Genomic DNA, 25,380 nt, shown 5'->3' on the forward strand with positions numbered 1-25,380 from the left:
AAAGGTGCAACGTTCCGCAAGCGCGACACACTGCACCGTGTGTAATTCGAGTGTTCCGGCGTACGGTACGCAAGGCGCACCGGATGCTCGCGCCGCAGGGGTCAGGGTGGGAGAGCGATGGCGGAAACCGATGCGCCGATGGCGCTGGTCGGACTCGACGCGGACACGGAGGCCGTCTACCGTGAGCTGCTCACACGCGGTGGCGGGACCGCCGAGAGCCTCGTCACGGCCTTCGGGCTGAACCGCGGTCAGGCAGTGGCCCAACTCGAACGCCTGCACCGCAACGGACTGCTCAGCCGCCGCTCCTCCGGCGAGTACCAGACCGTGGATCCGCGACACGCGCTCGCCGCCCTGGTGGAGTCGCGCACTCGGCAACTGGCGGCCGTGCGCGACGCCGCCGCCTCGCTCGGTGAACTCTTCGACGAGGCGCGGAGGTCGGGCACGGCCCAGCCCGACACCCGGACCATCAGTGGCGCGGAGGAGGTCGGGGACTGCTACTACCGGCTCAAACAGGCCGCCCGGCGCGAGATCTGCGAGCTGGAGCGCCCGCCCTACCTGCTGGCTCCCAACGAGCCGCTGGACGAGGCCGCGATCCGCCGTGGGGTACGGGTACGGGCCGTCTACGCGGCCGCCAGCTTCGACGACGACGGCGGCTGGCAGGACTTGGGCAGCCTGGTCTCCCGCGGCGAGGAGGCCCGAGTGGTGCCCGCGCTGCCCGTCAAGCTCGTCGTGGTCGATCGCTCGGCGGCGATGGTGTCGCTGACCCTGGAAGGAGGCAGCACCGACTGCCTCTACACCGAGGCACCGCCCCTGATCGAGGTGCTGTCCGAACTCTTCGACCGCTACTGGGCCGTCGCCGCCCGTCTGAGCGAGGCGGAGACCTCCGCGGCACCGGGACCGGACAAAGCCGGTCCGGGCGGCGGCGCGCGGCGGCCGACCGAAGAGGAGCGTCAGCTGCTGGCCCTCTTCGCCGCCGGCGTCAAGGACGACGCCATCGCCCGCCAGTTCGGCGTCTCGACCCGAACCCTGCGACGTCGGATCCAGAACCTGTACGCGGAGCTGGGCACCACCAACCGGTTCGGTGCCGGCGTGGCGGCAGCCCGCCGCGACTGGCTGTGAGCGGCCGGACGCGAGACCGGTTCCGGCCGCGGGCGGCACGGTGACACTGGCGGCCGGCCTCGGCTGAGGGCACCCTGATCGGGCGCCGTTCTGACGGGAAGGGCTGATGCCGGGCAGTGAGATGCCCGCGGTCGGGTGGCCGTCGAGGAAAAGGCCACCCGACCGCGGGCGGGAGCGTTGCCCGGATCGGAGCGCAACCAGTCACCGACACCTGCCGAAGCGGACCAGGTGCGCGGGACGACGTCAGAAGGGCGGGCACGTCGCCGCTGACGACGGCGACGTGCCGGACCCGTCCCTGACGGACGTCACGTGACGGGCCCGACGGTCAGGCGCCGCCGTTCTCCCAGTGGTGAGTCGCCGTGGTCGCGGTGACGGTGTCCGCGTAGACGAGTGCGACGCGGTGGTTGTACTGCACGGTGTACATCTTCTTCCCGCCGATGACGACCGCTCCGCTGGACGGGAAGTAGTCGTCGGTGGCCGAGGCGTCCTGGGTGGCCACGTACGCCTGTCCGACCGGGATGGAGTACATGCTGAGCGGGGCCTGGGTGGAGGCGCCGAGGCCGGCCGGATACTCGGCCTTGTCGGGATAGCTGGAGCCGTAGAGTGCCACCGGTGCGCTCCCGGCGGGCTTGATGATCTTCACTCCGTAGCGGATACGGGTGTTGGTGCCGCCCGGGTTGTGGAACCACACCTTCGCCCCGCTGAACCAGACGGCGGTCCAGTCCTCCCGCACCTCTGCCACCACGAACTGCTGACCGGCCTGTGCCGTGCTGCCCCAGTCGCTCACCCGGTTGGTACCCGCGGCGGTGCCGTGGATCGCCTGGTCGCCGAAGAGCGGGGCGGTCTCGCTGGGGGCGGTGCGCAGGTAGACGAAGTTGGTCTGCTGCTGCCGCTCGGTGCAGGCGGTTGTCTGCCCGGTGGGGTCGTCGGAGGGGCACACCTGGAAGGTCTGCACGTTGTCCGTGAACGAGGGCGTGATCGCCACGACCTCGCCCGGCTGGGGCACCTCGGGCAGACCGCTGACCGGCGCCCCGAGCAGGCTCATGAAGTGGTTCCAGTCCCACGCGTAGCCGGGGTCCCAGTGCATGCCGGCGACCAGCGCGGAGTTCGGCCCAGCGACGTTGTCATGGCCGATGACATGCTGCCGGTCCAGCGGTACGCCGAAGCGCGCGGCCAGGTACTTCACCAGGTCGGCTGTGGCCTGGTACTGCGACTCCGTGTACCAGGCGGCGCCGTGAGCGGCGTAGCCTTCGTGCTCGATCCCGATGGAGTGCAGGTTGGTCGAGTAGTTTCCGGCGTGGAAGGCGATGTCCTTGGTCGGGACCATCTGGGTGACCGCACCGGACGACGACATGACGTAATGGGTCGAGGCGGGGGTGGTGGGGTTGGCCAGGCCCGCGACACCGGCGTCGTAGGTGGACTCCAGGTCGTGAATGACGATCGTGTCGATGCGGATGCCGTTCGCGGGCCGGTTGGCCACCTGGCCGCCGACCGGAGAGCCGGCGACGAAGGTGCAGTCGACCGTCGTGGGGCATTCCGTAACGGCCGCCGTGGACGTCTTTTTCAGGCCCAGTGCGTCTATCTGCTGCCGGTTGGGGGCGACCCAGGGGCTGGCAGCCAGGCGCAGGCGCTGGCCGTCCTGGGTCGTGGCGGAGGCGCCGCCCCGCACCGTGCGGAAGACGCGGTCGGCGAAGCTCGCCGCTGCCTTCTCCTGCTTGGCCTGGCTGTAGCGGGCCACGGCCCCGTACCACTGGGCGGGGTCCGTGGGCGTTGCGCCGACCAGTTCCCGCTCGTACGAGGCCAGCAGCGCGGCGCCGCCCCGAATGTTCGCGGCGTCGTCCTCGCGCAGGTCCCCCGCCGACAGGCCGGTCAACTCCGCAGCGGTGCGCAGTGTGTGGAGAGCGGGGTCGGCGGCAAGGGTCTCGAGGTCGGCGCGGCCCGCGGCACCGGCGCCGCCGCCGGCCAGCATGGCGGGGGTGACGTCGGTGAGATTCATCGGGCCGTAACCGCCGTCGGTGCTCGGCAGGCCGCCGTGTGCGTCCCACGCCGCTTCCTGGTGGGACAGGGCGAGCAGGACGGCGGGCGGGATGTGGTACTCGTCCGCCGCGGCGAGCAGGGCCTCCTGGCGCTTTCCCGAGGCGTCACTCGCCGTGTCGGCCTGTGCCGCGCCCGACATGGACAACAGGCCACCCGCGACGAGTGCGCCCACCGTGACACCGACGGGCAGAACGACTGCCCTTCGTGACTTGTACAAGGTGATGCTCCTTATCAAGAAGTAAAGGGCATCGAGGCGCGCCGACCAGCGGCCGTGGCAGGCCGTCGGCGCAGGGCAACTCGATGCGAGGATGACTATAGGGCGAAGCTGGTTGTAGGTGCCACGAGAGTCCGCATGGTTCAACACGGTGTGTTGTGACCCACTCGCCGGCGGCACCGTTCGATGTCATTGGGACGGTAAGTCACCTGCCTGGCCGCATGGTTCGGCGTGACCCAGACCCGCCGGCGGTCTTGCGCCCGCGTCGCCGTTGCGGCCCTCCCGCCGAGCAGTGGCGACTGGTCTCTGGCGAACTGACTGGCGGTTGACGGCAACCCGTGGTTTTCGGCCTTCCTCGCGAAGGCGAGCAGACGACGCCGGATGGCGGGCAGACGAAGAGTCATGGTGGACACACAACTTCGGCACAGGGAACGGACTCGGCAGGAATCCCGTGCGCGAGGGACCATGGCGATCTGGCGGTGGGCCAGGTGGGCGGCTCTCTTCCTCGCCGTCGGCTGGGCGCTGAACTCGGTCGCCAAGCTGGCCGAGGGTGCGCAGGGACGCGAGCTTTGGTGGCCGTTGCTCAGTACCGTCATCTGGGCAGCGGTGACCGTGAACGGGTTCGCGACCTACCGTCGGATCAGGACCAGGACGTTGCCGGCCCTCACCCGCCGGACAGCGGCCTGACCGCTGTCCGGCCTTCCGCCCGCGGCTGAGCGGACCGGTCCTCTTGGCCTCATCCAGGGGCGGGGCCGCGCGCAGGTCTGCCTTCCGTGCCCCGCCGGGCTTCCGGGAGCATGTCCGGACGCACCGGTCGCTCGTCGGACGCGGCACCCGAGCAACGGGCACCCGCGTCCGGCGGGGCCACGATCAGGATCTCGTCCGAGGAAGTCCAGACACGTCGTTCCGCCTTGCCGGGAGCGAGGCGCACGTCGATCTCCCGGCGCGGGATGCGCGCATCGTGCGCTCGGTACCCGATCGCGCACTCCCCACGCCTGAGGGCGGACGCCACCACGGTGGCGAAGGACGCGACCCGTCCGGGGAGCACGTAGTGCGAGGCCGGGCGCAGGGCCAAGGCGCCACCCCGTGCGGCGAAGAGCTCCTCGAACACAGCGGCCATGCCGGTGTTCTGCGCGATCCTGGTCATGAGCAGGGAGGTCAGCTCGCCGCGCACGACAGCGTCCCACTCCGGGCCCAGCGGGGCCAGTGCCAGGCTGCGGTGGTCGGTCAGTTCGGCGATGACGGGCAGCGCCTGGCCCGTCTCCTCCTCGACGGCCCTGAGGGTCAGCAGCGTGAGCAGGAGCTGGTCGTCGGGTCGGGCCCGGTGCGGACCCGCGTCCGGTCCGAGCGCGATCACGCTGTCGTAGCCGAACAGGTCGAGTGCGCGCACAGTGTCGGGTCGGGTCGGCTCCCCGACGTGGTACGACACGGCGACCCTTTCGTCTTCAGTGGGGCCCGCGGCCCCCGCAGTCACCGATCCGTCGTCGGAACCGGTGACGACGTGCAGGTGTGAGCCCGGCTGTGCGGTGCGGCTGAGCGAGTCCATGACCAGTGGAGCGCGACGGTTCCAACCCAGCAGCAACGTCTTCGAGGGAGACCGCTGCCGGTCGTGCGGGTCCGCCATGACGGTGGGATCCACAGCGGTGCCGTCCTGCTTCGGAACGGGCGGCCGATCGTCCCGCGCGACGACGATCAAACGGTCCCCGGGGCCACATCGCGCGCCGGACGCCGGTGTGAGCAGGGCACGGCCGTCGGCCGCCAGGTACCCGACGGCGCAGGCTTCCTCGTACCGCGGCGAAATCTCGGCGAACGTCAGCCCCAGGGCGTCCGGTGCGTGGACCAAGTGGAACTCGGCGCCCGTGAGATCGAGCAGGTCCCTCAACGCCCGCACCAAGCCGGGGTGCCGGGCGGCCTGGACGAGCAGCCGCGCCGTCGTGGCCTCGACGTCCAGGATGACGCCCCGCGTTCCGGCAGCGAGCCGGGCCGCGGTCAGGAACCGCTCGTCGCGCACGGCGGCCACCACCGGTGGGCCCGCCCCGGCGCCGAGCAGGGCTCGCAGGGCCAACAGCACCCGGACCACTTCCGCGTCGGCGGCGTCGTCGTCGCCCGGCAGCACCAGGACGCAGTGCGCCGCGGCGGGAGTGAGCAGCGCGAGGGCGGCGAGGTCCGTCGGCGCGCCCGTACGGCAGACGACGCGTACTCCGCGCGTCATCCCCAGCGCCGCGTTCAGGTCCGAGGCCATCACGGCGGAGTCGCGATCGGCGAGCACCGCGACGGCCCCCCGTACCCTGCCGAGCTGGCTGACGACCATCTCACCGACAACGGTGAACACCTGGTCGGACCAGCCGAGCACCACCGCGTGCCCCTGCTCCAGCACCCTGGACCGACCCCGGCGCAGTTCTTCCAAGCGGTCACCCAGCCCGGTCGTGATCACGCCCACCAGGGTGGATACACACAGCAGGGCAATCAATCCGAGAAACACCGACAGGAGCATCCGGATCGGTGCGCCGGTCACCCCGCCGAGGCGGAGGGTCTCGGCGCTCGTACGCCACACCGCGACGAGCCGTTCCGAGAGGGAGCGGGGTGCCCGCGGGTCGGTCCACACCAGGAGCGTGCTGACCGGAACGACGATCGCCAGACAGCAGGCGGCCAGCCAGCCGAGCAATGCCCCGGTGCTTCGGGCCAGTGTCCGGTCGAAGACATAACGCGCTCGGTGTCGCCATGAAACGGGCCGCTGGCGCCCCATACCGTGTACCCCCTACTGCCCCGCGCCCGGGTGAGCCATCAGCGGAAGAGTGCTGACGCGAGAGCCGCGACACACCGTGTCACCGGGATATTCACCCATTAGGGAACGGCACGGCGGGCTACGGATCCGGGCAGCGCTGCCCCGATCCGTAGCCCGCCGTCCTGCTGGGGTGACGTCGGTTCAGCGGAGGCCGAAGGCCCGGGTGACCGTCTGGTGGACGGTGTTGCCGACCATGTCCCGCGCACTGGCGCGCACCGTCACGAACTCCGCCCCGCTCGGGGCGTCGAGGCGGAACCCGCCGTCCCCGGTGCGGTTGGCGCGGTGCCAGGTGCGGCCGTCGTCGTAGGACAGCTCCAGGGTGGGTGCGCCGAGGTGGCCGACGTGCGCGGCGCCGGGCAGGTGCGCGGCCGTCACGGTCAGCGTGGCGTGCCGCTTGGCGCGACCGGCGCCGTCGAGCTCGACGCGGTAGTCGAGCTGTACGAGCGGCAGCACCGTTTCGGCCTCCGGGTCGGCGGCGGCAGCGGAGACGAAGTCCCACTGGGTCCGGGTTGCCGAGGAGTACGGCGTGAACGGCGCCGTGCGCTCACCGGTGACGACGAGCCGGTAGGGCAGCTTCCCGGGGCCCGGAGCCTTGCCCTGGACGAGCGAGAAGACTCCCTCGCCGAGGGTCGTGCCGCCCTGGGACAGGGTCATGTGCTGCGTGGTCGTACCGGTGTCGTCCTGGCTGAGGCCGATGTGGTCCCGGCTGCCCCAGGCGGGGACGTCGACGGCCATCGAGTCACCGACGCGCAGGGGCGAACGGTACGCGTCGTTGAGGTGAGGTCGTTCGATGGGCCCGAACCACTCCTCCGACTGGCGGCTGCCGGGCCGGTAGGCCGTCTTGGCGCCGATCTCGTAGATCACGCCGCCCGCGTACGCCTCCTGGTTCCAGCGGTAGTCACCGGTGGAGACCCAGTCGGTACGGGCGCCACTGACGGGCTCGGGCTGGGGGCCGCCGAAGGTCCAGCCGCTGCCCGGGATCCAGTCGTACCGGAACTCCCCGCCGGACCCGTCGGGCAGCGGGCTGTCGAAGGCCACGTCGACCCGGGCCAGGGAGCGGGAGTCGGCCCGGGTGGTCATCCGGGTCGGAATCTCGTTGTGCCAGCTCGCCAGGAGGTCGTACACGTAGGGGCTGACCGGCTGGGAGGTCACGGTGACCTGCGCACCGCGCACCTTCGCCTGGGCGGCGAGCTTCTCGCCCTCGTCGGTGCTCAGCAGCGCGACGTCGAGGGCGACGGGCCGCCCGAAGGGCTCGCCGTAGCCGCGCAAGGCACGGCCGTCCTCGTTGTTGACCACCAGCAGCAGTGTGGCCCCCGCGGCCACGGCGTTGGCCGCCTGGACGCCGTCGGCGACGTCGTCGTCGCGGCGTACCACCACCGCCTTGCCGCGGGCGTCGAGCCGGGCGTACTCGGTGGCGGCGCCGTTGCCCGCGAAGACCAACGGCAGTTTGCGCGTGCCCTTCGGCAGTGCGGTGACGCCCTCCTGGCGCAAGACGTCCGTGAAGTCCGTGGTCCGGGTGGACACCGTCAGCGCGGGCTGCTCCTTGCGCCAGCGGGCGCTGACGAGGAAGTCGCCGTGGGTCACCTTGTGGGTGGTCGGCTGCGCCCACAGGCTGTCGTACGCGGTCTGGGTCTCCAAGCCTGTCCGGTACGTCATCCCTTCCATGGAGCGCTGGTAGTCCAGCCGCTGGTAGGTCGCCTCGGTCCGCTGGGGCACCGTCGTCTCGATGCGCTCGATCCGGCCCGCGTCGAAGGTGACCGTGGTGTCCTTCGTCAGCCGGACCTCGGGGTCCCCGAGCAGCGCCATGCCCCACGAATGGGGGCCGTGGACGCCGGGGACGGTCTTGTAGGCGAGGGCCGAGTAGGTGTCCTCAGGCAGGTACAGCTCGGTCGTGCCGCTGTCGCCGACGAGGACGGGGAGGGACTCGGAGTCCCCCGACTTCAGCAGATCGAACACGCCCGGCACGGGGTTGCCGCCCGCGTCCTTGAAGTGCACCGTCAGCTTGTGCCGGACCGGGCCCACGGACACCGCGGTGTGCGTCACGTTCCGCGCGTCGGCGTCCGTCGCCAGGATCTGGCCGCTGTAGGTGCGGCCACCTGCCGAGCCCGACGCGTCGATCGTCAGCGCGACATCGGCGGTGCCGTGCGCCGGCACGGTGACCCGGGAGGCCGACAGCCGGAACATCCCCTCGGGCGCGTGCGTCGCCGCGACCGAAAGATCCAGGGTGACCGCGGCGCCGGTGGTGTTCGTGTACGTCACCGGGCGCTGTACGGGGCCCGGTGAGCTGCCCGGGGCGTAGGCGGTCGCCGAGGCGTACACCCCGGCGCGTACCGCGGCGTCGACGTCCACCCGGCCGCTGCCGGCCTGGAACGCGTCGTACTGCGGAGTGCGGTGCGAACTGCTGACGAGGGCGTCCTTCAGGGCGCTGCCAGTGAGGTCGGGACGTGCGGCGGCGAGCAGAGCGGCGGCACCGGCGACGTGCGGCGCGGCCATCGAGGTGCCGCTCAGGCTCTGGTACGCACCGTTGCCGTTGGCGGCGAAGGAGGAGTTGGCGGCGAGGATGCCGACTCCGGGGGCGGTGATCTCCGGCTTCAGCGCGCCGTCGACCCGGGGACCCTGGCTGGAGAACGGGGCCACGGTGTCGGTGGCGTCCACCGCGCCCACGGTCAGTGCGGAGGTGGCCACACCAGGGGCGCCGACGGTGCCGGCCTCGCCCCCGTTGCCCGCTGCGACGACGAACAGCGCGCCGGTCTGGGCGCTGAGCCGGTCCACCGCCTGACTCATCGGATCGCTGCCGTCCGACTGCTCACTGGAGCCCAGGCTCATGTTGACGATCTTCGCGTGGCGTTCGACGGTGGCCCACTCCATGGCGGCCAGCGTCCAGGAGATCTGCCCGCGCCCGGAGTTGTCCAGCACCTTGCCGATGCTCAGCCGCGCTCCGGGCGCCACCCCCTTCTCCTTGCCGTCGGAGGCCGCACCGGTGCCGGCGACGGTGGACGCCACGTGGGTGCCGTGCCCGTCGCGGTCGTCGGTGTTCTCGTCCGGTACGAAGCTCTGCCGCGCCGCTATCCGGCCGACGAGGTCCGGGTGCCCGGCGTCGACGCCGGTGTCGAGAACGGCGACCTCCACACCCTGCCCGGTGTTGCCGCCGGCCCAGGCCCTCGGGGCGCCGATCTGTGCGGTGCTGTCGGCCAGGTCGGCCTCGACCGGGGCGTCGAGCCAGATGTGCGCGACCCCGCCGCGGAAGGCGGCGTCGGTACGTGAATCCCTGACGCCGTCGTCGACCGCGTTCTCCCCGGTGACGGAACGCCAGAACTCCGCGGCCCGCGCCCGGTCGGCACTGAGCGCGGCGCCCTGGACACTGACGAGGTCGCGCACCTTGCGGGCGCCGTCAGGGACAGCGGCCGTACGGCGCGCCGCCGCGTTCCGGTACGACACGATCAAGGGGAGCCGGTCGCGGGAGGCATCGTCGTACCCGTCCTCGATCAGGGCGGTGACGTTGAACAGTTCGCGGTCAAGGCTGCCCTTGGCGACGAAGGGCAGCGCGGACTCCGGGTACACGAACAGGTCACCGTCCGCCTCGGTGAGGCGCGCCCGCGCGGGCTTCCCGTCGGCGTCCCGCACGGTGACCACCCCACCGGCTCCGCCCGAGCCCTGACGGGTGGTCACCACGTCCCCGGTGACCAGTGTCACAACGTGCTCCCCGGTGGGAACGCCGGTGGAAGAGGGGGCCTCCGACGCGGCGAGCGCGGGTGCGGAGCCGGGCCCAGCCACGGCCTGTACGCTGAACGGTCCCGTGAACACGAGCACCGAAGCGGCGGCAACTGCACTCGCGCTCCAGCATCTTGGGTGTCGTTTCAAGTGTCTGTATCTCCTGCGGTCGCGCCGAACGGGGACGATCGTCCCCGGGCACTTCAAAGTTGACCGAACGAACGGTCGGCCTCTCTCGAGCGCGGTGAGCATACGGCCACCCCGTACACCGTGTGAAGAGTGCGGGCTCACTCCTCGGACCGGCCCGGACACCGTCCCCGAACGTCGCACGATCGTGGGGACGCCCGAACTCCCGCCTCTGTCACACGGCCGTTCACTGCCTGAACCCCCGGCCACCTCCCTATGGCAGCCGTGACAGCCGGCTCCGCTTCAGGAGAGGTAGTCCTCGACCTGCGAGGCGGGCCGAACGCGCGCATTGTCGGGATCCTGACCTGCGGCGACCCGAGCCTTTCGCTGCCGGAGCAGGTCCCAGCACCGGTCCAGCTCGACCTCCAGACGGGCCAGACGCGCGTGCTCGGTCGACGCGTCGATCACCTGCTCGGCAAGCTGCTCCCGCAGGTCCTTCTCCTGACGGATCATTTCGTTGATGCGACTGAGGATCTGTCCCTCGGCGTCGGCTTCGGAGCCGGTCATGATTCTCCCTGGACGATGGGTTGCCGTTGTCGGTGCAGCCGACGGGTCAGTCGGTCGCACTCTTCATTGTCTGGACCGGGGACAGAGGTGTCGCGTGACGTTCTTCTCGCCTTGAGCCCGATGGGTACGGCTCAGACAGTGTGAGGAAGTCCAGTATGGTGTGGTGGCCGAGTGGCCCGGATGAGGCTGAAGTCACACTGTATCGGACTGGCAGACGGCAAGGCGGCCCCGGACGCGTGACTGTCGCGTTCACGGACCACGAGCGAGTCATGTCCACAAGCACCCCTATGTGATCCGGAAGAAGCAGGAGAGCAATGCCTACTGGTGGAACGACGGATCTGGCTCGGCTCCTTTCCGACCTCGAGGCGTACGCGGAGCTTGCCGAGGTCGACTTCGACAACCGAGCCGTCGAGCAGGTGGTTGACGTTTTCGCGGAGCAGTTCGCCACGGGAACCATCACGGTCCGCACGACGACACACGAAGCCTCCAACCGCAGTGTGAACTTCCGTTACATGTACCCGGATTCGCCCCATGATCCGGTCGGGATCGCCCGGGCACACGGACTTCTTCCCGACGCCGATCCTGCTGTCATGTCGCTGCTCGCGGAGGTCACCGACAAGGTCCCCCTGTGGTGGGGGCTGGACGCGTCGGTGGGAAACGGCGTACAGAAGGTCTGGGCGTTCTTCGAGCAGCCCCTGGAATTCGGTGACATCGCTTCGCTCGAAAACGTACCCCCTTCCCTGCGTGACCATCGTGAACGTTTCGGCGAGGCCCGTATCGACAGATTCGCGATCATGGGGTTCGATTTCCGCGACAACACGACGAACCTCTACTCCGAGATGGTCAGTCCCGGCTATTTCGACCACGAGGACGTAGCCAGGATGATCCGGGACATGGGTTCTCTTCCGCCGGACAACGAGGAGATCGGGCGCTGCCGGGGAGCGATCAACGTCTACTACACGTTCGACTGGAACTCCGCGCGGGCCCGCAGGCTCTGCTTCGCCGTCCCGGCGGGGGAAGGGGAGTTCCCCTCCCACCTGCACCCGCTCGCCGCCCGCTTCGCCGCCGAGGCTCCGGTGCAGGCTGAGCGGAGGGAGCTGATCTTCAACCCCACCTTCGGTGCCCGTGGGAGTTACCTGAAGATGGAGGCGGACTACACCGGTGATGCCGCGTCCCGGGTTTTCGGCTACTGGAACCGCTGATCGCCCCTCGAACGTACCCATCGCAGGCACGGCCCCCGGAAGCAACGTTCCGTCAGGCCGTGCCTGTCGGTGAGCGCCGGCGCCGACCGGCCGGAGATCCCGCCGAGTTCCAAGCCACACCCGAGCGGGTGGCGGCCCTCGCCGCACTCCTCAAGGGCGTCGTACGACGGATGCGCGAAGCGGCCTGACCGCCCCGTATGCCTGGCTCTGGCGTTCCGGGCAGGGTGAGGCCGTCTACCCGGTCCAACTCCGGCGACCGGAGGTTCACGTCGGTGTCGCGCCCGGCGCGTTCCAGTTGCCCGACGGCTTCTCACGAGCACGCCTGCAACCTTTTCGGCTCGGTGGGGGTCCTCACTACCAAGCCCCGCCAGGGTAACCGCATGCGAGGGCGAGGTTCGGTCACGTGGGGGTCCGCAGGGCGGTGAAGGGCGTCGGTGAGTTTCTGGTCGACACGGTGGGCGAGGCCGTCGCCGAGGCGGTTCTCAGCCTGCTCGCCTGCCTCCTGCTGGGCTGCCTGGTTCTGATCGCCTACCTGAGCTGGTCCTTCGGCCCACGCCTGACCCTCGCAGGAGCCGGTCTCCTCAGCCTCCTCCTCGCCCACGGTGCCTGGCGGACCTTCCGTGCCCCGCCGAACGGGAAACGGCGGGGCCTTGCCGCCCTGACCGCCGCCGCCTTCGGTGCGACCGCCGCGACGGCTCTCTTCCTGCTGCTCTACGCCACCGACTGCGGCTGCCTGTGACGCGTCCGGGTCGGCCCGGGCCGGACAGTGTCGTCGGTCACGGCGGACCCGAATCGTTCACGCCGCTCGAAGCGACGACGTTCCGCCAGCGAACCCCGGTGCCCTGAGCGCGGGTTGCGTCTGGCCTCCGGTCTGAGCTGCCACGACGCGGCGGGTACGGCCGGCATACGTCCACATCACACTGTATGTCCGAAGGGTGTGGACGTGTGTGACAGTGAGCCAAGCCAACGTGAACTTGGCCATCCACCGTCAGGTACGCCGTTGTTTTCCCCTAACATTGGCTTCCCGATCAGTCGTTCGTGTGCCGGTCGGGTGGGTTCCGCCTGCCCGACGGACGGTTCCGCCGACGACCGTCGGTTCCGCGACCTCTCCCACCTGCCCGGCGCGCCGAGCGCCGGGCCATCGAATCGAGTTCAGGAAGGCGGGGCGTCATGGCGACACCCGACGGAGGGCAGGGCGGTTTCAGAGGCTCGGACGGTGTCCTGTACAAAACGACACCCGAGGATCTGAAGGCCAAGGCCCTGGACATCCGCACGACCGAACAGATCGTGCAGGCAGAACTCGACGCCCTCAAGAGCTACGTCGTCGCGATGGAGGCGAACTGGCAGGGCGTCGCCTCGAACACCTTCCAGGAACTGATGAGGGAGTGGGACGTGTACGCGGCACAGCTCCAGAACGCGCTGCTCGCCATCGCGGGCGGCCTGGACTCCAGCGCCGACAACTACCTCGGCTCCGAGCACTCGAACCTGGCGAACCTCAACAACGTGTCCCTCCCGAAGGCCAACCTGTCCTGATCCCGGCCTGCGTCCGCACGTCCGCTCGCCGCTCACATCCCCCGAGGAAGGAATCGCGATGCCCGATATCGAAAGTGTGCCGATCTATGTCGGCCAGGGCCTGGAGACCGCCGGCCAGGACATCAACGCCGCGGCCCAGCACATCATGGGCGAACTGCACGCCTTGAGGAGCCGGATCCAGTCGCTGATCGACACCTGGAACGCCCAGTCGGCGACCGACTATCAACTGCGCATGCACGAGTGGGACATGGCCGCCGTGGGCCTCTTCGGCGGCGAGGAGGACGACGGCGTGCTCGGCGAGATCGCCCACGTCATGCGGGTGAACTGGGGCAACTACGTCGGTGCCGAGGAGGCCAACATCAGGACCTGGAACTCGGTGCACTGACCCCGCCGCCCTCCGACAGGCCCCGGCTACGTGTGACAAGGAAGACACCCAGTGGAGAATGAACGCTGTCATGTGACCGTGGTGGGGGCACGGCGGCGGGTCGATCTCGCGGTGCCCGCGGACGCGGCCATCGCCGAGTACACCCCGGCCCTGCTCACGCTCGTGGGGCAGGTGGATCTGGACGAGACGTTCCCCCCGGTGTGGTCGCTGGCCCTGCCCGGCGCACCTCCCCTCGCGCCCGAAGCGTCGCTGCGGGAGGCGGGCGTCGCGGACGGCGCCACGCTCTACCTCCGGGACGTGGCCGCGGACGAGTTCGACGAGCCCGTGGTCACCGACCTGGAGGAGTCCGTCGAGAAGACCCGCGACGGTGTCACCGCCTGGGGCCGACGGACCCGCGCCTACACCACACTGGTCCTGGCCGTCCTGGGCCTCGTCGCGGCCTTCGTGGTCCTGGCGTGGTCGGGCTCCGCGGACTCCTACCGTCCCGGCACCGGGGTCGGCGCGATGGTCGTGGCCTTCGCCCTGACCCTGCTGGCCTGGCACTCCACCCGCCAGGGCTGGTCGCTGTCACTGGGCCTGAGGCTGATCATGGCGTGCGCGGCCGTCCCCCTGCTCGCCACGTCCGCGGCCTGCCTGCCGGTGGTGAGCGCGAGCATCTCCGGCCTGCTCCTGGCCCTGAGCGTGGGTGCCTTGGTCGGAGCCCTCGCCGGGCTGCTGGCGATCCGTCACGTCATGACGCTGATGGCGGTGGCGATCACCGGCATCACCCTGGTGCTGACCGCCGCCCTCACCCTCGGCCGTACCTCGCTGCTGGAGTCGGCGGCCGCGGTGTCCGTCACCACCATGGGCGTGCTCGCCGCCGCGCCCAAGGCGGCCGGGCACCTCGCGGTGCTGGCGGGCTCGCGGGCGGGCGGCACGGACCCCTACGCCGACGAGGCGGACGTCCTTCGGCTGGTGAAGCGGGGGCAGCGCGTACTCATCGGCACGAACGTCCTCGGCTCGGCCGTCGAGGCCGCGTGCCTCGTGGTCCTGGGTGCGGCGGACCACGCCTTCGCGGTCGCGCTCACCGCCTGCCTGGGCCTCGCGCTGATCCTGCGGGCGGGGCGGCTGACGATGGCGCCCGCCGTCGTCCCGATGGTGGCCGCCGGGACGCTCGGCCTGGCCGTGGCACTGGTCCGGGCTCCGGGCAACTTCGGGGCACCGGCGTGGTCCGGGCCCGTCGCCCTGCTGGGCGCGGCCGTGCTGGCGCTGGCGTTCGGCCTCGGCCGCGCGTTCCGCGCCGACCCGGACGAGGAGCGGCCGACCTGGATCGACACACTCGCCGGGTTCTTCCTGCTGGCCTCCGTACCGGTCGCGGTCGGCGTCTTCGGCGTCTACACCTCGCTGCTGCAGTCGGGGCAGACGCCGTGAGGGGCCCCGACGCCGGAGCGGTACGGCGGTGAAACGCAACGCCCTCAGGGTGGCGGACCGGGGCTGGGGCACACATCGCACCGTCGCGGCCGCCGTTCGCGCGGCCGATGTGGGCGCGGTCATCCACGTCCAGCCCGGGGACTACCGCGAATCGGTGGTGCTGGACCGCGACATCACCCTGACCGCGGAGAAGGGCCCGGGGACGGTGCGCGTCGTCGCCACCCACGGACCCGCGATCACGGTGCGGGGCGGTACCTGCGAACTGCGTGACCTGACGGTCGAGGGCACCGCCGACCGCGAGCCCGCCGTGCTGGTCCGCGGCGGCCGGGCCGTCCTCGACCACTGCGCCGTCTCCGGCGGGCGCGTCGAGATCGGCCGCGGAACCGCCGAACTGCGCACCTGCGCCGTCGAGAACGCCCAGGGCTCCGGTGTCCTCGTCACCGGCACGGCCCACGCCGTCCTGGAGGAGTGCGTGATCCGCTCGACGGCGGGGCACGGCCTGACACTCAGTGATGCCGCCCGCGCGGAGGTACGTCGCACCACGGTCGAACGCGCCACCGGCTGCGGCATCGTGCTGACCGGCGAGTCGCAGGGCACCTTCGACGCCTGCACCGTCCGCCACGTCGGCGACGCCGGTCTGCTGGCTCAGACCGGGTCGCGCCCGCTCCTGCGGGACTGCCGGCTGCACGATGTCGGGGCCCAGGGCGTACGCGCCGCCGACGGCGCCACCACCGCGGCCGTCACCCCCGTGGCCGAAGAGGGGGAGCACGCCGCAGCGGCCGAGCGCGGGGCGCCCCGCACCAGGCTGGAGACGTGCGAGATCTTCCGTACCGGCAGCGAGGGCGTCCTGGCGGGCGACGCGGCCCGGCTCCAGATGGACGACTGCCAGATACGGGAGACCGGCGGCGCCGGCGTCATCGCCGCGGGCACCGGACGCGTCGAGCTGGACCGCGTCCGCGTCGTCGACGTGCCCGGCACCGGTCTGGCCGTCGTGGAGGACGCGGAACTGCGGGTGCGCGGCGGCACGGTGGCCCGGACCGGGGCCAACGGCCTGCACGCCACGGACCGGTGCACCGTACGGCTCAGCGAGTGCGAGATCTCCACCACGGCCTACACGGCACTGCACATCGCCGGCAACGTCCGTGCCGAACTGCGCTCCTGCACCGTCCGGGACAGCGCCCAGCACGCCATGCGCGTCGAGGGGGCGGCCGACTTCACCGCCGAGGACACCCGCATCGAACGAGCCAGGATGACGGGGGTGGACGTCAAGGACGCCGACGCCGTACTGCGCCGGCTCGTCGTCGCCGACACGGAGACCGGTATCCGGCTGGACAGCGGGCACCGGCCGCTGCTGGCCGACTGCGAGGTGCTGCGGCCCGCCAGGACCGGCGTCGAGATCGCGGCGGGCACCAGCGCCCTGCTGGTGGGCGGCCGGATCGAGGGATCGGGGTCGGCCGGCGTCTTCCTCGACGAACGCAGTGAGGCCTGGATCGAGGACCTCACCGTCTCGGACGCCCAGGGCAGTGGCCTGGTGATCTGGGCCGGAGCCCGGCCCCGCGTCCGCTCGGTCACGATCGCGGGCACCGCCAAGAACGGTGTGTACGCGGGCGATGGATCCGGGGGCCTGCTGGAGGACTGCACGATCTCCGCCACCGGCTATCCGGCGGTGTACGTGGGATCCAAAGCGTCCCCTCTCCTGCGCCGCTGCCTGGTGCGGGACACGGACGAGGACCTGTCCCAGGCCGACGACGCCGCGGCCCGGTTCGAGCAGTGCCGCACCAGCGGTGTCACGGCCTCCACCCTGCCCACGGCGGACGAGGACGACGGCGCCGGACCGGCCCGCGCGGCGGGCACCGCGGGCAGGACCGCGGGCATACCCGCGTCCGGCACCGGCACCGGCACCGGCACGGCGGTCGCCGTCCGGGAAGGGACGGGCGAGGACCGGCTGCCGGAGCTGCTGGCCGAACTGGGCGACCTGGTGGGCCTGGAGAGCGTCAAGCGCGAGGTGGAGTCCATGGCGAAGCTGATGCAGCTGGTCAAGCGGCGTCAGGAGGCGGGCCTGCAACCGCCGCCGCTGAGCCGCCACCTGGTCTTCGCGGGCAACCCGGGCACGGGGAAGACGACGGTCGCGCGACTGTACGGACGGCTGCTGGCCGCTCTCGGACTGCTGGCCGACGGGCACCTGGTGGAGGCCGACCGCGGCGCCCTGGTGGGGGAGTACGTCGGTCACACCGCGCCCCGGACCACCGCCGTCTTCAAGCGGGCGCTGGGCGGCGTGTTGTTCATCGACGAGGCCTACTCCCTGGTGCCGGCCGGGCAGAGCACGGACTTCGGGCAGGAGGCGATCTCCACCCTGGTGAAGCTGATGGAGGACCACCGCGACGACGTGGTGGTGATCGCGGCCGGATACCCGGAGGACATGGAGCGCCTCATCGACTCCAACCCCGGCCTGGCCTCGCGCTTCACCCGGACCCTGCGCTTCGACGACTACGCGTCGCAGGACCTCGTGCGGATCGTGGAGCACCAGGCGGCCCGGCACGAGTACCGGATCGGCGACGACACGGCCGCGGCGCTGCTGGACCACTTCGGCTCGATCGCCCGGACCGAGCGCTTCGGCAACGGACGCACCGCCCGCCAGGTCTTCCAGCAGATGACCGAACGGCACGCCATGCGGGTGGCCGACCTGTCCGACCCGGACGCCGACGACCTCACGGTGCTGCTGCCGGTCGACGTCCCCGCGGCGGTGTCCTGATGGCGGGCCCCGGCGTGTCCGCCCGACACATCGGCGCCGGGCGGCACACGGTGTGCTGTTCAGCTCGTCACGGGGCCCGGAGGCTCCGGGAAGTGCGAGGCGCGGTCGAGACGGGAGTAGGACTGGCCCGAGCTGTTGATGAGCGCGACGTAGTTGCCCAGCAGCGCGAGGGCGTTGGCCTGCAGGGCCAGTGCCTTCTGCATGGCCGGGTTGATGTGGGCGGCGAACTCCTCACCGATCTCGGCGACGATGCGCGCATCGTTGTCGTTGGTCTCCTGCACCGTCGGGCTCCAGCCGGTGCCCCCGGGCGTCGTGGGGCCGTACGAACCCGAGGAGATGGCCGGCTTCGGCTTGGCCAGCGCCCAGAACTGCGAGTGCACGGCGGTGTCGACCCTGGCCCGCAGGGTCTCGTAATGGTTGACCGCGTTGCGCCCCTGGGCCAGCAGGGTGGTCTCGGTCGCCCGGACGGTGGTCGCGTCGAACATGATCGGGCCGCTGTCGGCCACTTCCGTCGCCGATTCGCCGCCCGACCCGCCGCTCGGATCCTGGTTGAAGCTGGGCGGGGTCTCCCAGCCCACCGACATGCCGGGGACGAGGTGACCGAACTCCTTCCCCTTGTCCGGATCTTCGACGGCTCCGCCGCCCTCGCCGCCCGGGGCGGGCTGATTCTGGGGATTGGGCATTCTCTGCTCCCGTGTGAGCGTCCGCCGGCGACAGACAGCCGGCGTTCCGGTCGGACGATGCCGACCCTCGCAATGTTGTCACACCGAACTCCGGCGGTGAAAGCGTCGGGCCCCATGTCCGGGAGGCCGCCCGGCTTCCGTGTGCCGCGCACTGCGGTCAAGGATCAAGGAGTGTCACTCATGTCAACACCGGCCGGAAACAACGGGGGTTCGGGCGGCGAGGGTTCGGGCGGCCACGGCGGCGGCATGTCTCCGCAGGAGTTCCGGGTCGCGCTCGGTGAACTCAGGCGGGCGATCGGCGCGGTGCGCGGCGAGAGCGAGCACATCGCGGGACTGATCGGCCAGGTGGAGGCCCGCTTCGAGGCGGCGCAGACCCACTGGCAGAGCCCGGCGGCCTCGACCGCCGAGGTGATGACCAGTTGGTTCGCCAGGGCCTCGCACGATCTGGAGGAACTGCTGCGCGAGATGGCGCACCGCATGCAGACCGCCTACGACAACTACGCCTCCGCCGAGCGGGCCAACACCACTAACTCCGGAGGCTGACAATGCCCGAGAACGTGAACTACGACGCCGTCACGATAAAGATCGATCCGCCGGCACTCGGCACGGAGGGCACCACACTCGTGTCGCTCGCCGGCGAGATCGGTGAGTCGATCATGCGTGTCAACAACATCGCCGCCGGGCTGAGACTCGGCTGGGTCGCCCCGAGCGCCACGGAGGCCCAGGAGTTCGGCGACCGATGGACGCGCGTGATGACGGAGATGTTCGGCCAGGAGGGCGGCCAACTCGGCGTCCTTCCCGCCATCGCCGGAGGAATACTCGGCGCGGCCGTGGGCTTCAGCCATCTGGAGAACGAACTGTGGTGGGCCTTCACCAACTTCTCCAACGAGATGGCCGTCCCCAGCGGCGACGGCGGCGGGCCCTCGGACCACCTCGGACCCGAATTCCCCTTCACTCAGGACTTCCCGAACTAAATGACCAGGACAAGCTTCCACCGCCCGGCCAGGACGTTCCCGCCCTCGGTCCCGGAGCAGCAGGTCTCGCTGGCCGCGCCCCCGCAGAAGGCCGCGCAGAACCAGGCGCAGACGTGGCTCTACATGCTGCTTCCGCTGCTCAGCAGCATCAGTATGGCCGCCTACATGGTCACCTTCGGGCGACCCTGGATGATCATGCTGGGCATCGGCTTCGTGGTCGTCTCGATCGGTGTGACGGTCGTCGTCAGGACCCAGACCAAGAACGCCGGCCGACGCACCCAGTACCGGCAGCGCGACCGGTACGTCGAGTACCTGGGGGACATCCGGAACCAGGCCCGCGAGTCGGCGGCGGCGCAGCGCGCGGTCAGCGCCTTCGTCCACCCGAGCCCCCAGCGCCTGTGGGCGATCGCCGCCACCGGCCCGCGCCGCGTGTGGGAACGCAGGCCCGCCGACGCCGACTTCATGAAGCTCCGGCTCGGCATCGGCCGAGGCGCCCCCGCGATGCGCATCGCACTGAGCCGGCACAGCGACCCCACGACGGAACACGACCAGGACGCCCGCCGTCGGGCCGAGAAGCTGTCCCGCGACTTCGAGACCGTCGGACTCCAGCCCGCCTGGGTCGACCTCGCGGGCACCGGTGTCCTGACCCTGCTCGGCCCCGAGGAGCGCACCGCCGAGCTGACCGGATCGCTGTTGCTGCAACTCGCCGTGCTGCACGCCCCCGACGACGTGCAGATCGCGGCCCTCGTCCAGGACGAGGACCGCTCCTGGGCCTGGGCGAAGTGGCTGCCGCACGCCCGCCGGCCCGGCCGGGGCGACTCGGTGCCCATGATCGCGCTGAGCATGGACGGTCTCGCCGACATCCTCCAGTCCCACGTCGACCGGGTCCGTGAAGAGCGCGCCGAGCGCGCCGGCTCGCTCGGGATACGCCGCGAGGCCAGGACGGTACGGCATCTCGTGGTCGTCCTCGACGGCTTCCGGCCCGACGCGGACTGGGCCGGGCTGCCCCTGGTGTCCGACCTGCTGGCGGAGGCCGGCCCGGACAGCGGCCTGCACGTGGTGTGCGTGGTCGCCAAGGAGAGCGAGGAGCCCAGCCGGGTCGATGCCCGCGCCCGGGTGGACGCCGAGGGTGCGCTCACCCTGGAGACGCGTCACGCCGCGCTGGTCCAGACCGCCCAGGACGCGGTCGCCGACGTGTGCCCGCCTCCGCTCGGCGAGCAGACGGCCCGCGCACTGGCCCCGCTGAGGCTGTCCGGCGAACAGGAACAGGTCCTCGCGCGTACCGTCGCCCTGCCCGAGATGCTGGGCGTGTCGGATCTCGGCGCGTTCGACCCCACCGCGCTGTGGCGCGAGCCCGACGACGAGGCGCTGCTGCGGCTGCCGATCGGCTTCACCGGCGACGGCTCCCCGCTGGTGCTGGACCTCAAGGAGTCCGCGCAGGGCGGCATCGGCCCGCACGGCCTGGTCGTCGGCGCCACCGGCTCCGGCAAGAGCGAACTGCTGCGCACCCTGGTGACGGGCCTGACCATGACCCACGCGCCCGAACACCTGAGCTTCGTCCTGGTCGACTTCAAGGGCGGCGCCACCTTCGCCGGCGTGACCGAGCTCCCGCACGTGGCAGGTCTGATCACCAACCTCGCCGACGACCTGGCCATGGTCGACCGGGTCCGCACCGCTCTCCAGGGCGAGCAGCAGCGCCGTCAGCGGATGCTGCGGGCGGCCGGCAACGTGGACTCGGTGCGCGAGTACCAGATCCTCCGGGCGAACGGCGGCACCGACGAGGACGGCAGGCCGCTGGAGCCGATGCCGTACCTGATGATCGTCGTCGACGAGTTCGGTGAACTCCTCACCCAGCGTCCCGACTTCATCGAACTGTTCGTGCAGATCGGACGAGTCGGCCGAAGCCTCGGCATGCACCTGCTGCTGGCCACCCAGCGGCTGGACGAGGGAAGGCTGCGCGGGCTGGAGTCACATCTGTCGTACCGCGTGTGCCTGCGCACCTTCAGCGCCCAGGAGAGCCGGGCCGTGATCGGGACCACCGACGCCTACCGGCTGCCCTCGATCCCGGGCTCCGCCTACCTCAAGGTCGACGAGTCCGTCTACGAACGCTTCCGGGTCGCCCACATATCAGGGGTCTACGAGGAGGCCGACGAACACGTGCCGCAGACCGGACCGCCCGCGGTACCCGTCCCCTTCGGCCTGCGCACTGCCGAGGACGCCCAGGAGGAGGACGGCGAAGAGACCGAGCCCTCGGCTTCCCTGCCCCACACGCTGCCCGGCCGGCGCACCGAGATGCAGGTCGTCGTCGAGCAGGTGAAGGCGCACGGCAGCCCCGTGCACCAGGTGTGGCTGCCGCCCCTGCCCCCGATGATCGACATCGAATCGGTACTCGCTCCACTGGAGACCGACGACGAGCGGGGGCACCACTCCCTGCTGTGGCCCCAGGGCGGCGGACTCACCTTCCCGGTCGGCGTCGTGGACCTCCCCGCCCGCCAGGAACAGCGCGCCCTGCTCCTCGACCTGTCCGGCCAGCAGGGACACCTCATCCTGGTCGGCGCCCCCCAGTCCGGCAAGAGCACCCTGCTGCGCTCCCTCATGCTCAGCGCCATGCTCACCCACACCCCGGACGAACTCCAGTTCACGGGCATCGACTTCGGCGGTGGCAGCCTCATCGGCCTGGAGGACGCACCGCACGTGTCGGGCATCACCACCCGGCACGACGAGGCGCGCACTCGGCGCGCGCTCGCGGTGGTCCGCAGACTGGTCGACGAACGGGAACGGCTCTTCCAGGAACTGCGCGTCGACTCCGCGGCGGACTTCCGCCGGCTCCGCGACGAGAAGGCCCTGCCCCCCGGCGTCAACGCCGCCGACGTCGTCCTCGTCGTGGACAACTGGAGCGCGCTGCGCGCCACCGTGGAGGAGGCCGAGGCGATCGTCCCCGACATCGCCGTACGCGGCCTCAACGTGGGCGTGCACCTGGTCCTCACCGCCAACCGCTGGGCGGAACTGAGGGCCAACCTGCGCGACACCATCACCGGACGCCTCGAGCTGCGGCTGGCCGAGCCCGCGGAGTCGGAGATCTCCCGGCCGCTGGCCAAGCAGTTGCGCGCCTTCGTCCCGGGGCGCGGCCTCGCGGCACCGGGCAGCTTCTTCCAGGCGGCGCTGCCCCGCCTGGACGGCGCCGCGTCCGTCGACAACCTGACCAAGGCACAGGAGACCGCGGTCGCGGACCTCGCCACAGTCTGGAAGGGCGCCGTGGCCCCACCGCTGCGCGTGCTGGCCGACGTGGTGACGCCGAAGGAACTGGCGCAGGCCGTGGAAGCCCTCCCCGGAGGCGCCGAGGCGCTGCCCGCGGGCGCCGTGCCGATCGGCATCGGGGAACTCGACCTGGCCCCGGCGGTCATCGACCTGGAGACGGCCGGGCCGCACTTCCTGGTCTACGGCGACTCGGGATCGGGCAAGACGTCGTTCCTCCGGTCCTGGATGCGGCAGACGGCCGCCCGCCGGTCGCCCTGGGACGTGCGGTTCATCGTCGTCGACTACCGGCGCGGACTGCTGGGCGCCGTACCCGACGACTACCTGGGCGCGGTCGCCGGTGACCCGGACACCGCCACCGCGTACCTCGGGCAGGTCGTGGAGAAGCTGAAGGAGCGCATGCCGCCCCCCGGCATCACCCCGCGCGCGCTCAAGGAACGCGACTGGTGGGCCGGGCCCGAGCTGTACCTGGTCGTGGACGACTACGACCTCGTCGCCCCCGCCGGGGCGGGCGGACGCGGGCCGCTGGCCGCGATCGGCGACTACGTGACCCAGGCCGCCGAGCTCGGCTTCCACGTGGTGCTGGCCCGCCGCAGCGGCGGGCTCTCCCGCTCCCTCTCCGACCCGGTCGGCGGACGCATCCGTGACCTGGGAGCCGACGGGCTGCTGCTGTCGGGCGACCCCCGCGAGGGATCGGTCCTGCACGACCAGCGGGCCCGGCGCCTCCCACCCGGCCGCGGCCTCCTCGTCTCCCGCCGCACCGGCGCCTCGCTGCTGCAGACCGTCTACGACCCCGCCGACGACTAGCCGGTGCGCGGGTCCTCGGCCCCGCGCACCACCGAGACCGACACGCGAACCTCTTGACCGGACCGCGGTTCCCCCGCCCCGGCCCCCGCTTGTGAGGACACACCATGCCAGTCCACTACGACGACGCGCACATCCGAGAACTCGGCCAGCTGTGGATCTCCACCGGCGAGATGCTGCAGGAAGCCGTCGGGGTCATGGACGGCGCCGTGAGTTCCATGGCCGGAGGCTGGACGGGCAAGGCGGGCCACGCGGCGGAACTCGTCTGGAACGGCGTCGCCGACCACAACATCCGGCACGCCCTGCTGGAGGCGGGCACCGTGGCGGTCGAGATCGGTCAGGCGATCATCAACTACGCCGACGAGTTGCAGAAGGCCATCGACGAGATCAACCGCGCGGCTCTCATCGGAGCGCTGACCACGATCTTCGGCATGGTCCTCGGCGTCGCCTCGTTCGGCATCGGCGCCGTCCTGGCGCGGCTGACCTCGCTCGTGGGCCAACTGGTGCAGAGCATCGCCGCCAGCATCTCCCGGATCGCCGCCGCGGCCGCGAACGTCGGACGGGCGGCGGCGTTCACCGCGGACTCGGTGCTCAACGCGGGCGTGACCCTCGGCACCGACCTGTTCGCGGGATGGCTGGGCTCCAAGGCGGGGCACGGGCCCATGCACATCGACTGGGAGTCCGAGGGCGTCAACATGGGCTTGGGCGTGTGGACGGGCTGGGGGATGGGCGGAATCGACATCCTCAAGGGCCCGAACGCCGCCGCGGGCGGCAGGGGCCTGCCGAACATCGCCACCCCCGGCCCCGCCCCCAGCCCCAGCAAGGCGTCCAGCCTCTCCGTGCCGCACGCGGGCAACAACATCCCGAACGTCGGGCTGCCGCACGTGGGAGACCTCGCCCCCTTCCCGAACTCGGTCGTCCAGACCAACCACGCACCGCCCACCGGAGCCGGCGTCCCCCACCCCGTGACCGCCGCGCCCGGACCGAACGCCGGGTCCCCGGGCAGCGCCACCCCGCTGCCCGGTACCGTGCGTCCGGGGCAGGAGCGGCCGGGCACGCAGACACCCGGCACGGCCCGGACGGACTCCCCGGTGCCCCACCCTCTCCCCACCCCCTCCGCGGGCCAGGCCGCGGGCGGCGGACAGCCGCCCCACACCGTCCGGCCAGGTCAGGTCCACCCCGAGGGGACGTCCCCGGCGGTGCCGGGTCCGACGGCGCCGGTCAGCCCGCGGCCGGGTGAGGTCCGTACCGGCGCGAGCACGCCCGCCGCCACGGGACCGAACTCGCCGGTCACGCCGCGGCCGGGTGAGGTCCGTACCGGCGGGAGTACCCCCGCCGCCACGGCACCCAACACGCCCGTCACCCCCAGGCCGGGCAACCAGTTGCCCCACACCGCAGGCAACGACCTCGCCACCGGCAACGGCACACCGCCCGCCCTCGTACGCAGCGGTGGTCCCTCCGCCCCCCAGACGCCGCACGCCTTCCTGGACGGTCCGCGCAGCGCCGGCCTCCCGGACGCCCCGGTGGTCTCGCCGAGCCCGCACGGCGGCGCCGGAGCGGTGCGCGAGACCGCCCCCACCGGCCCCGGCGGCGTGCCGCGCGCGAACAGTCCCCGGGGCGAACAGAACACGCCCACCGCGACTTCGCACGCCCCAGGCTCGGGGGAGACGACCCCGCGCAACACCGTCACCTCGCACGCGGGCAGCCCCGAGGCCCCCCTCGCCAACGGTGCCGGTGCCGCGAGTGCCGGGCGGGCCACGGCGCCGACCCCGCACGGCACGCCCGCCGAGGGAGCCCGCGTCACCCAGCCCCCCGCCCGCGGC

The 25,380-nt window shown here is 71.6% G+C and carries 17 protein-coding genes and 1 pseudogene; 13 read left to right on the top strand and 5 right to left on the bottom strand.

What is annotated here, in order from left to right:
- The first annotated feature begins 117 nt into the window (after positions 1-117).
- Positions 118-1,119 carry a helix-turn-helix transcriptional regulator gene (locus BZZ08_RS04560; RefSeq protein WP_104630810.1) on the top strand — a complete coding sequence of 334 codons (1,002 nt, stop codon included), beginning with the start codon at positions 118-120 and terminating at the stop codon, positions 1,117-1,119.
- A 325-nt stretch (positions 1,120-1,444) separates the two neighbouring features.
- On the opposite strand, the gene BZZ08_RS04565 is transcribed toward BZZ08_RS04560, so the two are convergent.
- Complete coding sequence (locus tag BZZ08_RS04565) at positions 1,445-3,373, bottom strand: peptidoglycan recognition protein family protein (protein ID WP_104630811.1); 1,929 nt, start codon at positions 3,371-3,373, stop codon at positions 1,445-1,447.
- A gap of 462 nt (positions 3,374-3,835) precedes the next feature.
- Here BZZ08_RS04565 and BZZ08_RS04570 point away from each other — a divergent pair, with 462 nt between their 5' ends.
- Positions 3,836-4,057: a hypothetical protein gene (locus BZZ08_RS04570; protein WP_241965377.1), complete on the top strand. Its 222-nt coding sequence runs from the start codon at positions 3,836-3,838 to the stop codon at positions 4,055-4,057.
- A gap of 49 nt (positions 4,058-4,106) precedes the next feature.
- Here the strand turns inward: BZZ08_RS04570 and BZZ08_RS04575 are convergent, their stop codons facing one another.
- From BZZ08_RS04575 to BZZ08_RS04585, 3 genes are all read right to left on the bottom strand, one after another.
- Positions 4,107-6,116: a CASTOR/POLLUX-related putative ion channel gene (locus tag BZZ08_RS04575; protein ID WP_104630813.1), complete on the bottom strand. Its 2,010-nt coding sequence runs from the start codon at positions 6,114-6,116 to the stop codon at positions 4,107-4,109.
- A 180-nt stretch (positions 6,117-6,296) separates the two neighbouring features.
- The gene (locus tag BZZ08_RS04580; protein WP_104630814.1) at positions 6,297-10,016 is read right to left on the bottom strand and encodes a S8 family serine peptidase; all 3,720 of its coding nucleotides are present in this window, start codon (positions 10,014-10,016) and stop codon (positions 6,297-6,299) included.
- 279 nt (positions 10,017-10,295) lie between these two features.
- Positions 10,296-10,559, bottom strand: a complete 264-nt coding sequence (locus tag BZZ08_RS04585; protein ID WP_104630815.1) for a DUF2630 family protein — start codon at positions 10,557-10,559, stop codon at positions 10,296-10,298.
- A 314-nt stretch (positions 10,560-10,873) separates the two neighbouring features.
- On the opposite strand from BZZ08_RS04585, the gene BZZ08_RS04590 reads away from it, so the two are divergent.
- The 7 genes from BZZ08_RS04590 (at position 10,874) to BZZ08_RS04615 (ending at position 17,841) form a co-directional block, all read left to right on the top strand.
- Entirely contained in the window at positions 10,874-11,761 is an 888-nt protein-coding gene (locus BZZ08_RS04590) for an aromatic prenyltransferase (RefSeq protein WP_104630816.1), read from the top strand.
- 59 nt (positions 11,762-11,820) lie between these two features.
- Positions 11,821-11,949: a hypothetical protein gene (locus tag BZZ08_RS39795; RefSeq protein WP_274543248.1), complete on the top strand. Its 129-nt coding sequence runs from the start codon at positions 11,821-11,823 to the stop codon at positions 11,947-11,949.
- Between the two features lie 215 nt (positions 11,950-12,164).
- Positions 12,165-12,500, top strand: coding sequence for a lysine transporter LysE (locus BZZ08_RS04595; protein WP_104630817.1), 336 nt, complete (start codon positions 12,165-12,167; stop codon positions 12,498-12,500).
- Positions 12,501-12,931: 431 nt separating this feature from the next.
- Positions 12,932-13,294, top strand: a complete 363-nt coding sequence (locus BZZ08_RS04600; protein WP_104630818.1) for a WXG100 family type VII secretion target — start codon at positions 12,932-12,934, stop codon at positions 13,292-13,294.
- Positions 13,295-13,352: 58 nt separating this feature from the next.
- The gene (locus tag BZZ08_RS04605; RefSeq protein ID WP_104630819.1) at positions 13,353-13,679 is read left to right on the top strand and encodes a WXG100 family type VII secretion target; all 327 of its coding nucleotides are present in this window, start codon (positions 13,353-13,355) and stop codon (positions 13,677-13,679) included.
- 51 nt (positions 13,680-13,730) lie between these two features.
- Positions 13,731-15,089, top strand: coding sequence for a type VII secretion integral membrane protein EccD (gene eccD, locus BZZ08_RS04610; protein WP_104630820.1), 1,359 nt, complete (start codon positions 13,731-13,733; stop codon positions 15,087-15,089).
- Between the two features lie 28 nt (positions 15,090-15,117).
- Entirely contained in the window at positions 15,118-17,841 is a 2,724-nt protein-coding gene (locus tag BZZ08_RS04615; protein ID WP_104630821.1) for a right-handed parallel beta-helix repeat-containing protein, read from the top strand.
- Between the two features lie 59 nt (positions 17,842-17,900).
- Here BZZ08_RS04615 and BZZ08_RS04620 read toward each other — a convergent pair whose 3' ends face one another.
- Positions 17,901-18,524 (bottom strand): hypothetical protein, encoded by a 624-nt coding sequence (locus BZZ08_RS04620; protein WP_104630822.1) that lies wholly within the window; start codon positions 18,522-18,524, stop codon positions 17,901-17,903.
- 180 nt (positions 18,525-18,704) lie between these two features.
- On the opposite strand from BZZ08_RS04620, the gene BZZ08_RS04625 reads away from it, so the two are divergent.
- The 4 genes and pseudogenes from BZZ08_RS04625 to BZZ08_RS04640 all read left to right on the top strand — a co-directional run.
- Positions 18,705-19,067 carry a WXG100 family type VII secretion target gene (locus tag BZZ08_RS04625; protein ID WP_104630823.1) on the top strand — a complete coding sequence of 121 codons (363 nt, stop codon included), beginning with the start codon at positions 18,705-18,707 and terminating at the stop codon, positions 19,065-19,067.
- 2 nt (positions 19,068-19,069) lie between these two features.
- Entirely contained in the window at positions 19,070-19,498 is a 429-nt protein-coding gene (locus BZZ08_RS04630; RefSeq protein WP_104630824.1) for a hypothetical protein, read from the top strand.
- On the top strand, positions 19,499-23,560 hold the full coding sequence (gene eccCa, locus BZZ08_RS04635) for a type VII secretion protein EccCa (protein ID WP_104630825.1): 4,062 nt from the start codon (positions 19,499-19,501) through the stop codon (positions 23,558-23,560).
- Between the two features lie 104 nt (positions 23,561-23,664).
- Positions 23,665-25,380: pseudogene (locus BZZ08_RS04640) on the top strand (hypothetical protein); the annotation flags it as partial.

The organism is Streptomyces sp. MH60 (assembly GCF_002939385.1).
In the GTDB taxonomy this organism is placed as follows: Bacteria; Actinomycetota; Actinomycetes; order Streptomycetales; family Streptomycetaceae; genus Streptomyces.

What these genes read in the sequence shown, in the direction of transcription:
- BZZ08_RS04620 (WP_104630822.1), bottom strand. Translation starts at nt 18,524, where the DNA reads ATGCCCAATCCCCAGAATCAGCCCGCCCCGGGCGGCGAGGGCGGCGGA.
- BZZ08_RS04600 (WP_104630818.1), top strand. Translation starts at nt 12,932, where the DNA reads ATGGCGACACCCGACGGAGGGCAGGGCGGTTTCAGAGGCTCGGACGGT.
- BZZ08_RS04570 (WP_241965377.1), top strand. Translation starts at nt 3,836, where the DNA reads ATGGCGATCTGGCGGTGGGCCAGGTGGGCGGCTCTCTTCCTCGCCGTC.
- BZZ08_RS04585 (WP_104630815.1), bottom strand. Translation starts at nt 10,559, where the DNA reads ATGACCGGCTCCGAAGCCGACGCCGAGGGACAGATCCTCAGTCGCATC.
- BZZ08_RS04575 (WP_104630813.1), bottom strand. Translation starts at nt 6,116, where the DNA reads ATGGGGCGCCAGCGGCCCGTTTCATGGCGACACCGAGCGCGTTATGTC.
- eccCa (WP_104630825.1), top strand. Translation starts at nt 19,499, where the DNA reads ATGACCAGGACAAGCTTCCACCGCCCGGCCAGGACGTTCCCGCCCTCG.
- BZZ08_RS04625 (WP_104630823.1), top strand. Translation starts at nt 18,705, where the DNA reads ATGTCAACACCGGCCGGAAACAACGGGGGTTCGGGCGGCGAGGGTTCG.
- BZZ08_RS04590 (WP_104630816.1), top strand. Translation starts at nt 10,874, where the DNA reads ATGCCTACTGGTGGAACGACGGATCTGGCTCGGCTCCTTTCCGACCTC.
- BZZ08_RS04560 (WP_104630810.1), top strand. Translation starts at nt 118, where the DNA reads ATGGCGGAAACCGATGCGCCGATGGCGCTGGTCGGACTCGACGCGGAC.
- BZZ08_RS04630 (WP_104630824.1), top strand. Translation starts at nt 19,070, where the DNA reads ATGCCCGAGAACGTGAACTACGACGCCGTCACGATAAAGATCGATCCG.
- BZZ08_RS04605 (WP_104630819.1), top strand. Translation starts at nt 13,353, where the DNA reads ATGCCCGATATCGAAAGTGTGCCGATCTATGTCGGCCAGGGCCTGGAG.